This window comes from Halorhabdus sp. BNX81, from assembly GCF_029229925.1.
In the GTDB taxonomy this organism is placed as follows: Archaea; Halobacteriota; Halobacteria; order Halobacteriales; family Haloarculaceae; genus Halorhabdus.
This window is the reverse complement of record NZ_CP107254.1, coordinates 2478180-2491513: the sequence shown is the minus strand read 5'-3', so window position 1 is coordinate 2491513 and position 13334 is coordinate 2478180. Positions and strand designations below refer to the sequence as shown.

Genomic DNA, 13334 nt, shown 5'->3' with positions numbered 1-13334 from the left:
GCCACTGGCTTTGCGGTATTATGGCTTTCGCAAATAATACGCCGACCGAAACCGAGAGTGTCAAATTTCAAATCGAGAATCGCCCGCAGGCGCGACGATTGCTCAGTCGATCCGCTCACCTGCCGCTAAATACTCCTCGAGTAACGACGGGAACGACCGTCCCCGCAGATACCGCAGACCGAAGTCCTCGGCCCAGTTGATGATGCCGGTATCTTCCGTGACGACGCCGGCTTCGAGTTCGCGCGCGAGGATCAACAGGTCGAAGTCCTCTCTGGAGTCGAGCACGCCCTGGCGGAGTGCCCGCCGATATTCGTCCCGGAGATCCGAGATGACCTGGTCGACCTCGCTCATGTGTTCGCTGTCCGTCTCCTGCTCGTCGCGTGACTGCTCGGCTTTGCGGACGGCCTTCTCCGAGACTCGAAGGCCGCGGTTGACCCGCTCGCTCATCTCGTCGATGAATCCATAGACGATTTCGGCCGGGATCATGAGTTCGTACTGGGCCGGACTCTTGGTGATGACCCAGGTGTCGAGTTTGGCGATCGTCTCGGTGCTCACGTCCCGATCTCTGAGCATCGTCGTGAGTTCGTCGTTGATCGAGGGCGGCATGTAACACGAGATGTTGTGTTCGAGTTTCGCCGCCGCGACGAGGTCGAGCAGGCGATCGACGGCCTCTTCGATGTCCTCGTCGTCCTCCCGGATCTCCGGCGTGATGAACACCGACGTGTCGAGGACGAATCGCTGCTTCAGCGGACGTTCGGCCATAGTGAACGCTTCTCACCCTGACCTCAAATGTGCTCCGGCGACGGCTGACCGTCAGGGCTGCCCTGCCACGGCGGGCGTGGTCACCCCACGGCGTACCTTTTTGCCCGGGGTCCGCGTACGTCAGGCATGGACTGTCCGGCATGTGGTTCCCGGATGCTCGCGTTCGCCGTTCCAGCCGACTTGCGGGAGTACCTCCCCGGCGAGGACCCCGGTGCGGCAATCTGTCCCCGCTGTCTGGAGCTCAGACCAGTCGCCGACCCGCCCGAGGAGTCGTCGGACTTCCGGCGGATCGACGATTCCTTTCCGGCCGAGTCCGAGGCTGCGATCCCGATGGCACTCGTCGTCGGGTTGCTCTCCTCGCTCGCGATCCACCGCCAGGAAATCTCGGCGCTGCTCGCGAACGTCGAACGCGCGGGCGTCGACCCGCTGCTCGTGATCGACCGGCTGTCGATCGCCGACGGTGTCGAGCCGTCGGTCGACCTCGAGGGGCGACGCCGCCAACTCGAACAGTTGCTGTGAGCTGTAGTACCCAATCAGTTAGGCATCGTGTATACTTACTCTCAAGCCATACTGTTGTGTGCGGAGGCAGAACCCTGCGTCCGCACCGAACGCCCGAGACGCCATTCGACGACCGATCCCCAACCCACTGGCGTTGTCTCGACGCCGTGTCGGCATTCCCCGTGCCGACGTGGCACTTTTCGACGCTCCCGACTGGCAACCCGATCAGATACCCGTCGAGTACCGCAGAATACCGGCGACGCCGCCGAAGGCCGTCAGTAGCTGTTCGCCCTTCTCGAAGTCCGTCGAGACGAAGACCGTCTCGGTCCCGCGCTGTTCGGCGATCGAGATCAGGTGTTCGATGGCGTCCTCCCGTTCACCAGTCTCGACGGTCTCGCCGCAGGTCGTACAGGTGTGTGCCGGGGTCTCGGTGCTTCGGTCGACGAGTTCGTGTTCCTCGTGGCCGTTCGGACACTCGTAGGTGACGGCGTCCTTTCGGAGATCCTCACTGATGAGGAGTTGTTCGACCGACCCCATCATGAGGTTCTGGCGGGTCTGGTCGAACCCGTAGGTCGCCAGATCGCCGTCGTGGAGTTCCTTGAAGAAGCGCTCCATGACCTGCTTGTCCTGGAGCATCTCGTGTTCGGCGAGAACGTCCTCGGCGGCGTCGACGAGGTCGTGCAGTCCCGACTCGTCGGTGTAGGCGACGTCGAACTTCCCCAGCACCATGTCGCCGATTTCGTGATGGAGGTAATCGCCGTCTAAGAACTCGTCTTTCGTCGGCGAGGGCCCGCCCACGAGGATGCCATCGAGATCGTGGCGCTCGGGGACGAACAGGTCGTTGGCCATGCCCGCGACCTCCTGGTAGAAGTTGTCGATCGCTTCCAGCCGCAACCGGGCGAAGCGCTGTGCGGACTGACCACCTTTGCGCTGCTTGCCGGGAACGAGCGAGGAGGCGGACTTGACTGGGTCGACGCGCTTGCCCCGGAGCCAGCCGACGTTGGCCTCCCGGCGATCGAGGACGATCAGGCCGAACAGGCCCTTGTCCTCGAGCATGCCTTCCAGCGGTTCGAGCAGGAAATCAGAGTCGCAATGATAGCGGAACGACTGGACGGGCTGGGGTGGACTTTCGAGGACGCGAGTGATCATGTCCGTCCGGCCACCGCCGGTGTCGACGGCTCCGGAGAACAGCACGAGGCCGTTTTCCGGCGGCTTGTTGTCGTAATACCGGAGTCGGTCCTTGATGCTTTTTAGCGCGTCCTGGACGTTCGTCCGGGTGTCCTTGGACTTGATGTTGCTCGCTTCGCTGTGCTCCTGGGTGACGTGGGCCACCACGTCGCTGATCAGCGTGTCGTCGGGTACGTAGATGGTCACCAGCTGGGTGCCGCTGCCGTCGTAGTCTTCGAGTTCCTCGATCACTTTCCGGAACTCGTATTTCTGGCGGTCACTCTGTTCCCCGTGCCCTTCCTGGCTACTCATTACGCGTCTCTAGTCGGATGACCGGTAAGTATGCTTTGACCGCGCCCGTCAGCCGCTCGCATGCACGTCTCGGCCGGCAGGTGTGGGTCGTCCCACTCGGCGGGCTTGCGTGCGCCGTCCCATTTGACCGGTAGGCGTGGGTCGTCCGGGACGGTGCAAGCGACTGTCTCCCCACCCGACACGTGGATCAGTTCGACTGCACGGAAACTGCACGGACGCGGGGCTTTATATGCTTGCCTCGTGACTATCAAAACACGCGAATGACGGGGCACGTCTTTACTGTCGCAGGCGGCAAGGGCGGTGTCGGGAAGACGACGACAGCCGTCAATGTCGGTGTCGCACTCGAGGACGCAGGGTACGATGTCGTCGTCGTCGATGCCGACCTCGGCATGGCGAACCTCGCGGCGATGGTCGACGTCGAGTACGACAGCAGTCTCCACGAGGTGCTCGCCGAGCGCGCCGCGGTCAGCGACACGCTGACCGAAGCGCCCGGTGGGCTGACGGTCGTCCCGGGCGAGCAGAGCCTGGAGGCCTTCGCCGACGCCGATCCCGCCAAACTTCGGAAGGTCATCAAGACGCTGAGTAACGCCTACGACGTCGTGTTGATCGACACCGGCGCGGGGCTGAGTCACGAGGCCACGGTCCCGCTGGGGCTGGCCGATAGCGTCCTGTTGGTCACGACGCCCGACAGCGTCGCGGTCGGCGACGCGAACAAGACCGCGGGGTTGGCCGAGCGCGTCGACGGCGAGGTCATCGGGTCGATCCTGACGCGGGCGACCGGCCCGGAAGACGTCGAACTCGTCGCCGACGATCTCGGGGCGGACCTGCTCGCCATCGTCCCCGAAGACTCCGAGGCGACGACCGAGGAACCGCTGGTGCTGAACTCCCCCGACAGCCCCGCGGCGGAGGCCTACCGACGGCTCGGCGAGATTCTCGAAGCTGTCCTGATCGGTGAACCAGCGAAATCCATCGACGAACAGGACACCGTCTGGTTCCCCGAGGACGAGGAAGACGAAGACGGCGAGGAGGCCGACGACGAAGAGTCCGGCGGCGTCTTCGGCGTTTTCGGTCGCTGAGACGTCCGTTCCGGCGGGGATCTCTTCTCCCAACCTGTCTTACATCGAATCCGGTGCCTCGACACCCAGCGCGTCGAGGGCGTTGGCGACGGTCGTTCGCGCCGCGGCGACCAGCGCCAGCCGGGCCGCCCGTGTCTCCGGGTCGGCGTCCAGCACGGGACACTCCCGGTAGAAGGCGTTGAACGCCTCGGCGATGTCGCGGGTATACGTCGCGACGACGTGCGGCCGGAGTTCATCGGCCGCCCGCTCGATCACGCCGGGGAACCGCGCGATCGCACGCAGCAGGTCCCGCTCCTCGTCGGTCGTGAGCGTCGCCGCACTGACCGTCTCGGGCACCTCGTAGCCGGCGTCTTTCCCTTCGTCGATGATACCACAACACCGCGCGTGGACGTACTGGACGTACGGCGCGGACTGGGCCTCGAAGTCCAGCGCGCGGTCCCACTCGAAGGTGATGCCCTTCGTCGGCTGTTTGGCGACGACGTCGTACCGGACGGCCCCGATCCCGACCTGGTGGGCGATGCGCTCGACGTCCGCCCCGTCGAGGTCGTCGCTCCGCTGGCGGTCCTCGAGGCGGTCCTCGACCTCCTCGCGAGCACGATCGATCGCCTCGTCGAGCAGGTCGTCGAGGTCGACACCCGTGCCCTCGCGGGTACTCATGCCGCCCTCGGGCAGGTTGACCCACGAGTAGAAGACCTGCTGGAGGCGGTCGGTGTCGTGACCGAGTAGCTCCAGCGTCGAGGAGAGTTGATCAGCCTGGAGCTTGTGGTCCTCGCCGAGCACCGTGACCGCCCGATCGTAGTTGTCGAACTTCCACTCGTGGTGGGCGAGATCTCGTGTGGTGTACAGCGAGGTCCCGTCCGACCGGAGGAAGACGAGGTTCTTCTCGAAGTCCGGCAGGTCGAGTTGCCAGGCGTCCTCCTCGAAGACGGCGGCGTCGAGTTCCTTGAGGCGATCGACGAGGTCGTCGGTCGACCCGTCGCGCATGAATCGGGTCTCCTTGACGAACTCGTCGAACTCGGCGGGCAGCCGTCCGAGGGTCTCGGTCATCCCGCCCAGCACGGTGTCGACGACCTCGCTCACGCGCTCGTAGGTCTCCTCGTCGCCCTCCTCTAAGCCCTGGAGGATCGCCCCGATCTCGTCCTCGGCGGCTTCCTGCTCCGATTCGCTGGCTTCCTCGAGGTAGTCGTTGGCTTTCCGGTAGTACCGGACCATCTCGTACTCGGGGGACTCACGCTCGGGTTCGGGGAGGTCGCTTTCGTCGAAAGTCTCGTAGGCCCAGGTGAAGACGGCGATCTGGCGGCCGGCGTCGTTGACGTAGTAGTGACGCTCGACGTCGTTGCCGGCGTATTCGAGGACACGAGCCAGTGCGTCGCCGACGATGGGGTTGCGCGCCCGCCCGACGTGGACCGGGCCGGTCGGGTTGGCGCTGGTGTGCTCGACGACGACGGAGTCGCCGGTGGCTTCGAGCGTGCCGTAGTCGTCTGCCTGGGCGGCTTCGAGCGTCCCTTCGAAGTACCGATCGCTCGGCAGGAAGTTGACGTAGGGGCCTTGGGTCTGGACGCTTCCCACGTAGTCGTACTCGGCTGGGTCGATCTCGCCCACGATGTCGGCGGCGATCTTCGGTGGCGGTGCGCCCGCCACGTCGGCGAGTCGATAGGCGGCGCTGGATGCCAGGACCGCCGGGACGTCTTCCGGGGGGCGTTCGATCCCCAGATCGTCGGTCGGCAGGTCGAGCGCCGAGAGTGCCTCGGACAGTGCGGCCTCGACCTCGTCGCGGAATGTCAGGAACATACCCACGGTATTCCACCGGCGACCATAGGGATTACGAGATGGCGAAGCGAGCAGCCCGGATCCCGGAGGGTACGGCGTTCATCGGAACGAACGACACTTCGAGTGACCTGTTCGATCGTAGTCTGTGGGTTATATACCGCTGGCCCAGCAATCTCGGGCCATGCAGACGGCAGTCCTCACTGAAGATCTCGAGTTCGAGTTCGAGGAGCGCGAGCGACCGACGCCGGCGAGCGACGAGGTGCTCGTCGAGATGACCGACGTCGGCATCTGCAAGTCCGACGTCCACTACTGGGAGCACGGCAGGATCGGCGACTACGTCGTCGAGGACCCGCTCCTGCTTGGCCACGAGAGCGCGGGCGTCATTGCCGCGGTCGGCGACGACGTCGAGGGAATCGACGTCGGCGACCGCGTCGCACTCGAACCGGGCATCGTCTGTGGCACGTGCGAGCACTGTCGCCGCGGGGAGTACAACCTCTGTCCGAACGTCGACTTCATGGCCACGCCGCCCTTTGACGGCGCGTTCGCGGAGTACGTCGCTTGGCCGGCGAACCTCGCCCACGTTCTCCCCGACAGCGTCTCCCAGGTCGAGGGCGCGCTGTGTGAACCCTTCGCGGTCGGCCTCCACGCGACCCGCCGGGGGAGCGTCGGCCACGGCGACACCGTCGCGATCCTGGGCGGCGGGACCGTCGGCTCGGTCACGATGGAGGCTGCCAGGGCGGCGGGCGCGACCGATATCATCGTCGGCGACATCGTCGACAGCAAACTCGAACGCGCCGAAGAACACGGCGCGGACGCAACGGTCAACGTCCGCGAGGGCGACTTCGCCGCGACCGTCGAGGAATACACCGACGGCCGGGGTGCCGACGTGGTCTTCGAGGCGACCGACTCAGAACCCGACGTCGAGGCGCTGATCGACGCGGCCCGTCGCGGCGGCACGGTCGTCATGATCGGCCTGGCCGACGAGGCGACGGTGGAGGTCGACGCCTTAGAGATCATCACCAACGAACTCGACGTGCTGGGTTCGTTCCGGGACGCCAACCGCTATGGCCCGGCGATCGACCTGCTGGCCGAGGGTGCCGCCGAGATCGAGTGGATCGCCGACTTCACCGAACCGCTTGCCAACGTCAGGGAAGCCTTCGAGCGCGCCCACGATGACGACGACGCGATCAAGGGCATGATCTCGATCGGGGAGTAGTAGGCTGCTGTTGACGAGCAGAACCGGGCTTGCCACCAGTGACGAGCTCGAAAACTGGATCAGCATACTTCTGGTCAGCGACTCCATGCGACCGCAAGTTGAAGTTGCAGAGCGTCCAAAGAGTCAGTATGGGAATCGTTCGAGACCCCGACCACAGTGATGGCACGCCGACGGTCGAGGGAACAGGGATCCGGGTGAAGGATATCGCCTCGGCGTACGAACACAGCGGCTACGATCCGGACGAGATCACGCAACTGTATCCCGATCTCACGCTCGCGGACGTCCACCGAGCGCTGGCGTACTATTACGACCACATCGAGGACTTCCGATCGCCGTCCTCGGAGCCGACCCCGGCATGACCCGATCGGTGTACTGTGACGAGAGCATGTGGATCCCCGTCGCTGATGGACTTCGCCGGCGTGGCTGGACGATCCATACCGCGAGAGAAGGGAACGCTCGGTGAACCTGACCGTGAACAACTGCGATACGCCGTCGAGAACGACTGGCTCCTGTTGACTTTCGACGACGACTTTCTCTCACTCGTCAAGGGCGAAGGACTGGAGCACACTGGAATAATTTACGTCAGACAGGCTGGACGACAGATCGGAGACGTGGTGAAAGTCGTCGACGAGCACTTACAACACCGCTCTGACGACGATCAATCGATTCAGTATCTGTAGATCGCACCGCAGTCCCCATCTGGCCGGTCTCGACAAATTCTCTCCGAGATCCGACGAACTCGATGTCCTCGGCTCGTTCCGCCATACCGACCGCCACGGGCCGGCAATCGACCTGAAGCGTGCTTTCCTGTATAGGTTCGTCGTCACTCACGCCATTTTCATAGCTTTCACTCCTAACATTCTTTACAGTCGACGACGTACGGTCACTCATCCATGTCCATCGATCGGGAAACCTTCGAGAACACACGCGAGGAGGAACTCGAGGGGCTCTCCGCCCCCGATCAGGTCTTGGGATTCCTCGCTGCGCACGAGGACCGTGCGTTCGAGGCCCAGGAGATCGCTTCTCAAACGGGGATCGAAAAAGGCGCAGTCAGCACTGCGCTGTCGCGATTGAAGGACCGCGATCTCGTCGAACACAAGGCGACGTACTGGGCGGTGACCGACGATGCCGATCGACTTGACGGGTACAGTGGCTACGAGCGAGCGACTGCCCTGTTCAACGAGCAATTCGGTGCGGAGGAGAAGGATGCATGGCGCGAGCACGCCCCCAGCGAATCCCATCCGAGCACGGAGAGCGAGCAGTGACTGATAAGGAAGCCGCCCCGATCTTCGAGCGGGGCGACGTCGTCTTCGGTGACGATCCGTTCAAGGGCGACGAAGCTGCTCGTCCGTGGCTCGTTCTCTCCAATCACGAGGGACGGCCGTTCCACGGCGAGCAGTACATCGCGGTGACGCTGACCACGAAATCCTGGCTGGACGGACTTATCGAGATCCCCGAGGACAGTTGGATTCGTGGCGGGACACCGGAGACGAGTCGGATCGTCCCGTGGGGCGTCCAATCGATCGACAGTGAGGACATCGACTTCTGGCAGGGCCGTCTGGAGAGCGGTATCGTCGACGAAGCGGTCACGGCGCTCGTCGACGAACTCCAGTAAGGCACTCGGAAGGGAGACTACATCTCGGGACTGTGGCTTTCCGTACCCTTTTGCGCCTCGATAGACTACCGAACTGCAATGACTGACGACGCCCGCCAGGTCACCGATCCCGACTACCACAGCGAGGGCCACACCGCGGCCCAGACCTGCGGGTGGACCGACAACGCACTCCAGGGCGAGGGCCGGTGCTACAAGTACGCGTTCTACGGCATTCGATCGCATCGCTGCATCCAGATGACGCCCGTCGTCCGGTGTAACGAGCGCTGTGTCTTCTGCTGGCGGGATCACGCCGGCCACACCTACGAACTCGACGACGTCGCTTGGGACGATCCCGAGGCGGTCGTCGACGCCTCGATCGACCTCCAGCGCAAGCTCCTCTCGGGCTACGGCGGCAACGACGACGTTCCGCGCGAGCGCTTCGAGGAGGCCATGGAACCCCGCCACGTTGCAATTTCCCTCGACGGCGAGCCCACCTTGTACCCCCACCTGCCCGAACTCATCGAGGCCTTTCACGATCGCGGGATCACGACCTTCCTCGTCTCGAACGGAACGGACCCGGAGATGCTGGCGGAGTGTGATCCCACCCAGCTGTACGTCTCGGTCGACGCCGCGGACCGCCGGACGTTCGACGACGTCGTCAAGGCGGTTGAGGACGACGCCTGGGAGCGATTGATCGATACGCTGGACGTCCTCGCCGCGAAGGACGACACCCGGACGGTCCTCCGGACGACGCTGATCGACGGCTACAACATGCATCGGCCGGCGTGGTACGCCGCGATGGCGGATCGCGCGGACGTCGACTTCTACGAGTTGAAGGCCTACATGCACGTCGGCCACTCCCGTGGTCGGCTGGACCGCACGGCGATGCCCGACCACGACGACGTGGTGGCCTTCACGGAAGCTGTCGGCGAGTTCCTGCCCGATCACGACGTCATCAAGGAGTCGACGGACTCCCGTGTCGCGATGCTCGCCCGGGAGGAGGACACCTGGGTCGAGAAACTCGCGCCCGACAGCGACTTCTGGGACGAAGGGGCGACGGCCGACTGGACACCGAAGGGCGGCCGGTCGTGAGATGTAGCAGACATATTGACTCAGAAAGGTTACAGGCCCTTGGACTACGAAAATCGGTGTGCTGCGTAGAGAGCGTGTATCCAGCAAACAGCTACATTTCTTTACCCGTCTTCAACAGTGAAATAGCCGGCTAGATAGATGTGCGTATAGAGCGTTAGATCGCTCCTCAAGATTGGTCCGCACTGTAGCGACCGTAAGCGTATGCGATCCACATGAGCGTTATCGGGAGTACGACGAATTTGAGGAAGTCGAAGAATAACAGATAGTAAACGAAGGTCTCTCCGAGCGTTCCGAGTCGAGGAAGCCACAGCGGAAAATCGCCTGCACCGTTGACAATCCCCTCAAGGGTGGATACCACGATACGTTCGCCGAACAGGATCACCGCGAGTAACACGGTGCAAGCGAAAACCGGGCGACGGAGTGACGGTTCAGCTCGGAGGGGACCGATCACGGACATGAATCAGAGTACACTATCTCGTGATAAATTTCTTGTGAATATTTTGTCTAGACCGGCACCCTTTTCTGCTACACTACTCGCCTTTACTGAGTACTCGAAGGGGACAGCTTCTGGAGAACATTCTATGCGAGATTCACGTCTTATCTCTCGCATGGCCGTCCTGACTGTACCCTAATAGGTGCGTGTGCGAATACTGGACTCCTTTTCTATCCCTATAGCCCTGTCCGTGGGAACGCCCGTCGCCGCTCCCGGTGTGTTTATCCGTAATCCCGTCCAAGCCGGCGGCGATGGCAGACCTCCCGGACGAGTCGATCGGATACGCCGAACTGGCGACGCTGAAACTGCTGGCGCTGGCCGGCGCGGTCGACGGCGACGCCAAGATCACCGGCTCCGGCCTCGCGTCGAAACTCGACGCCTCCACCCAGACCGCCTCGCGCCGCCTCCAGCGCCTGGAGGACGCCGATCTGGTCGCCCGGGAGATCGTCAGCGACGGCCAGTGGGTCCGGGTCACCGACGACGGCGAGCGCCTCCTCCAGGAGGAGTACGCCGAGTACCAGCGCATCTTCGAGCACGGCATCGGCGTCACGCTGTCGGGCTCAGTCGAGAGTGGCATGGGCGAGGGTCGCCATTACGTCTCGCTGTCGGGGTATCATAGACAGTTCGTCGACAAACTCGGGTACGAGCCATATCCTGGCACCTTCAACCTCACGCTGGACGACCGGAGTGCCCGCGCCCGGGCGCGGATGAACGCCCTCGATCCGGTCCAGATCGATGGCTGGGAAGACGGCGACCGGACCTATGGCCCGGCGTACTGCTACCCGATCACCCTCGAAAGCGATACCGCCACCTACGAGGGTGCTCACGTCGTCTCGCCCGAGCGGACGCATTACGACGACGCCGAACTGGAGATCATCGCCCCCGATCAACTCAGGACGGAACTCGGCGTCGAGGACGGCGATGTCGTGACGGTCCACGTTCACGAGCGGTGATCGGCCGGTCCTGAGCCACACGAACCGTGAACACTCTTAACGGAGGGGTGCTTTTGCGCGAGTATGAGTTTCGAGGACATGGACGTCGGGACGATCTGGATGGACGGTGAATTCGTCGACTGGGAGGACGCGCAAGTGCACGTCCTCACGCACGGACTCCACTACGGGACGGGCGTCTTCGAGGGTGTCCGGAGCTACGACACCGACAACGGCGCGGCGATCTTCAGGTGGGACGAGCACCTCGATCGGCTCTATCAGTCGGCCAAACCCTACGGGATGGAGATCCCCTTCGACCGCGAGGAACTCACCGAGGCCACGCTCGAACTCATCGAGCGCGAGGACCTGCCCTCCTGTTACATCCGCCCGATCGCCTTCTACGGCTACGACATGCTCGGGCTGAACCCCGGTGACGCCCCCGTGAAGGTCGCCATCGCCGTCTGGCCGTGGGGCGCGTACCTGGGTGAAGAGGCACTCGAAGAAGGCGTCGACGTGGCGATCTCCTCCTGGCGGAAGTTCGCCTCCAGCCAGATCCCGACCAACGCAAAGACCACCGGGCCGTACGTCAACAGCGTGCTGGCGAGCTTAGAGGCCGAGGAGAACGGCTACACCGAGGCCATTCTCCTCAACAAGGAGGGGCAGGTCGCCGAAGGCCCTGGCGAGAATCTCTTCCTCGTTCGGGACGGCGAGATTCACACGCCCGGTCTCGCCGAGTCGAACCTCGACGGCATCACGCGCCAGACGGTGATCGACCTCGCCGAGGAGCGGGGCTATACGGTCCACGCCGACGCGACCATCTCCCGGGGCGAACTCTACACCGCCGACGAGCTGTTCTTCTCGGGGACGGCGGCGGAGGTCACGCCGATCCGGAGCGTCGACGACACTGAGATCGGCCCGGGCACGAAAGGCCCGGTCACCGACGAGATCCAGCAGGCGTTCTTCGACGTCGTCGAGTCCGGCGACCGCGAGGAGTGGTTCACGTACGTCTGATCTCCGGGCGGGACGCGTCAGTCGGCGTCGCCCTCTCCGCCGTCACTCTCTCCAACCTCACTGACGACGTCCTCGACGTCGACCTGAATCGATTTTTCGTCGCTTTCACCGAAGCCGGCACTGAGAATCCGGGTCAGCGCGTCCTCGACACGCTCGTCGACCTCCGTGTATCGCTCGGGCTCGACCTCGACGACGAACCCCGTCGTGATGTTGGGTGCCGTCGGCAAAAAGAGGACGTCGCGCCCGTCTTCGGTAGTTTTGCCGGTCAGGAACGCGGTCATCCGCATCCCGTCCCAGACTTCGAGCTTGACGGGTGCCTGGAGTTCGTCGGTGCCCGAGAGCGCAGTTTCGGCTGCCATCTTCGAAGCGTTGTAGACCACGCGCAACCCCGGCAGCTGGTTCATGAGGTCGTCGATCGCGTCCTCGAGAATCGATCCGACAGCGGTCCGCATCAGGTACCCGACGGCGAACACCAGCAGGACGAACACGACGATCGTCAGCACGACCCGGAGTGGCGCAGGCTCGATCGGCAGTGGGATCCCTTCGAGCCGATTGTACAGCCACAGCAGGACGATCACGGTGACCAAAAGCGGCGTGATGACGATCAGTCCGCTGGCGAAGTCACGCTTCCACGTCGAGGCCATTGTGAAAATCCTGTCACGGGAGCGTAATGAGCCTTCCTGTTGTGCGCTCCGGTTCGTCTCACCGGAATGCATACGGCCTCGGGGCGTGTGCGTCGGACCATGATCCGTGCCCGCGACGTGATGACCGACGCTGTCGAGACGGTCGCCCCCGACGACGAGATCAGCGACGTCCTGACCCGACTGGCCCGCGCCGACTTCAACGGGTTTCCGGTCGTCGAGGACGGGGCCGTCGTCGGCGTCGTCACCGAGGAGGACCTCGTCGACATGTTCCAGCCCTCGAATCGAGTATTGTGGATCCCGATCGGGTTCCCGCCGTTCCTGGAGAGTCGGACCTACGGCTTCGATCTGTCGTGGGACGACCTCGACGTCGGCATCGACATGGTCAAAAGCGCCCGCAAACCGGTCAGCACGGTCATGACCGAAGACGTGGTGACCGTCGACCCCGACGCGGATCTTGATGACCTCCTGGGGCTGTTGGCCGACACATCCCGGAACATCAACCGGCTGCCGGTCCTCGAAGACGGCGAACTGGTCGGGATCGTGACTCGCCAGGACATCCTCACGGCGCTTGACGACGAGCGAAACGAGCGCTGAAAGGCATCGCCGCCTGCTGCCTGAGATGAAAACCAGTAGGTGCCCCTAGATCGAACGCCGACCGTGCGCTATCGAACCCGTATCGCCTTTCTGGCTCTCGGCGCGACCTGGGGTAGCCCATCGACATCCCAATGCCTCTCGGGTTCGTTGTCATCCTGATCTCTCATAACCGGGAG

General features: G+C 63.6%; 16 protein-coding genes. 11 read left to right on the top strand and 5 right to left on the bottom strand.

What is annotated here, in order from left to right; genetic code table 11:
* Positions 1–102: 102 nt before the first annotated feature.
* On the bottom strand, positions 103–762 hold the full coding sequence (locus HBNXHr_RS12590) for an RNA ligase partner protein (RefSeq protein ID WP_275882396.1): 660 nt from the start codon (positions 760–762) through the stop codon (positions 103–105).
* A gap of 126 nt (positions 763–888) precedes the next feature.
* On the opposite strand from HBNXHr_RS12590, the gene HBNXHr_RS12585 reads away from it, so the two are divergent.
* Positions 889–1281, top strand: coding sequence for a DUF6276 family protein (locus tag HBNXHr_RS12585; protein ID WP_275882395.1), 393 nt, complete (start codon positions 889–891; stop codon positions 1279–1281).
* A gap of 204 nt (positions 1282–1485) precedes the next feature.
* Here the strand turns inward: HBNXHr_RS12585 and prf1 are convergent, their stop codons facing one another.
* Positions 1486–2739 (bottom strand): peptide chain release factor aRF-1, encoded by a 1254-nt coding sequence (gene prf1 / locus HBNXHr_RS12580; protein ID WP_275882394.1) that lies wholly within the window; start codon positions 2737–2739, stop codon positions 1486–1488.
* A gap of 260 nt (positions 2740–2999) precedes the next feature.
* On the opposite strand from prf1, the gene HBNXHr_RS12575 reads away from it, so the two are divergent.
* Positions 3000–3815: an AAA family ATPase gene (locus tag HBNXHr_RS12575; protein ID WP_275737781.1), complete on the top strand. Its 816-nt coding sequence runs from the start codon at positions 3000–3002 to the stop codon at positions 3813–3815.
* A gap of 39 nt (positions 3816–3854) precedes the next feature.
* Here the strand turns inward: HBNXHr_RS12575 and argS are convergent, their stop codons facing one another.
* Complete coding sequence (argS, locus tag HBNXHr_RS12570) at positions 3855–5606, bottom strand: arginine--tRNA ligase (protein WP_275882393.1); 1752 nt, start codon at positions 5604–5606, stop codon at positions 3855–3857.
* A gap of 160 nt (positions 5607–5766) precedes the next feature.
* Here argS and HBNXHr_RS12565 point away from each other — a divergent pair, with 160 nt between their 5' ends.
* From HBNXHr_RS12565 to twy1, 6 genes are all read left to right on the top strand, one after another.
* Positions 5767–6801: an NAD(P)-dependent alcohol dehydrogenase gene (locus HBNXHr_RS12565; RefSeq protein ID WP_275882392.1), complete on the top strand. Its 1035-nt coding sequence runs from the start codon at positions 5767–5769 to the stop codon at positions 6799–6801.
* A 128-nt stretch (positions 6802–6929) separates the two neighbouring features.
* Positions 6930–7160, top strand: a complete 231-nt coding sequence (locus HBNXHr_RS12560) for a DUF433 domain-containing protein (RefSeq protein WP_275737788.1) — start codon at positions 6930–6932, stop codon at positions 7158–7160.
* Between the two features lie 45 nt (positions 7161–7205).
* Positions 7206–7481 (top strand): DUF5615 family PIN-like protein, encoded by a 276-nt coding sequence (locus HBNXHr_RS12555; protein WP_275737790.1) that lies wholly within the window; start codon positions 7206–7208, stop codon positions 7479–7481.
* Positions 7482–7694: 213 nt separating this feature from the next.
* Positions 7695–8066 (top strand): helix-turn-helix domain-containing protein, encoded by a 372-nt coding sequence (locus tag HBNXHr_RS12550; protein WP_275882391.1) that lies wholly within the window; start codon positions 7695–7697, stop codon positions 8064–8066.
* Positions 8063–8416, top strand: coding sequence for a type II toxin-antitoxin system PemK/MazF family toxin (locus tag HBNXHr_RS12545; protein ID WP_275882390.1), 354 nt, complete (start codon positions 8063–8065; stop codon positions 8414–8416). Before HBNXHr_RS12550 ends, HBNXHr_RS12545 begins: the two co-directional genes overlap by 4 nt.
* A gap of 78 nt (positions 8417–8494) precedes the next feature.
* The gene (twy1, locus tag HBNXHr_RS12540; RefSeq protein ID WP_275882389.1) at positions 8495–9487 is read left to right on the top strand and encodes a 4-demethylwyosine synthase TYW1; all 993 of its coding nucleotides are present in this window, start codon (positions 8495–8497) and stop codon (positions 9485–9487) included.
* Positions 9488–9653: 166 nt separating this feature from the next.
* Here the strand turns inward: twy1 and HBNXHr_RS12535 are convergent, their stop codons facing one another.
* Positions 9654–9944, bottom strand: a complete 291-nt coding sequence (locus HBNXHr_RS12535; RefSeq protein ID WP_275882388.1) for a hypothetical protein — start codon at positions 9942–9944, stop codon at positions 9654–9656.
* Between the two features lie 287 nt (positions 9945–10231).
* On the opposite strand from HBNXHr_RS12535, the gene HBNXHr_RS12530 reads away from it, so the two are divergent.
* A complete protein-coding gene (locus HBNXHr_RS12530; protein WP_275737802.1) occupies positions 10232–10933 on the top strand; it encodes a CTP-dependent riboflavin kinase in 702 nt (233 codons plus the stop codon).
* A 63-nt stretch (positions 10934–10996) separates the two neighbouring features.
* Positions 10997–11920: a branched-chain amino acid transaminase gene (locus HBNXHr_RS12525; RefSeq protein ID WP_275882387.1), complete on the top strand. Its 924-nt coding sequence runs from the start codon at positions 10997–10999 to the stop codon at positions 11918–11920.
* Between the two features lie 17 nt (positions 11921–11937).
* Here HBNXHr_RS12525 and HBNXHr_RS12520 read toward each other — a convergent pair whose 3' ends face one another.
* Positions 11938–12564, bottom strand: coding sequence for a DUF502 domain-containing protein (locus HBNXHr_RS12520; protein WP_275882386.1), 627 nt, complete (start codon positions 12562–12564; stop codon positions 11938–11940).
* A gap of 99 nt (positions 12565–12663) precedes the next feature.
* On the opposite strand from HBNXHr_RS12520, the gene HBNXHr_RS12515 reads away from it, so the two are divergent.
* Positions 12664–13158: a CBS domain-containing protein gene (locus HBNXHr_RS12515; protein WP_275882385.1), complete on the top strand. Its 495-nt coding sequence runs from the start codon at positions 12664–12666 to the stop codon at positions 13156–13158.
* The last annotated feature ends 176 nt before the right edge of the window (positions 13159–13334 follow it).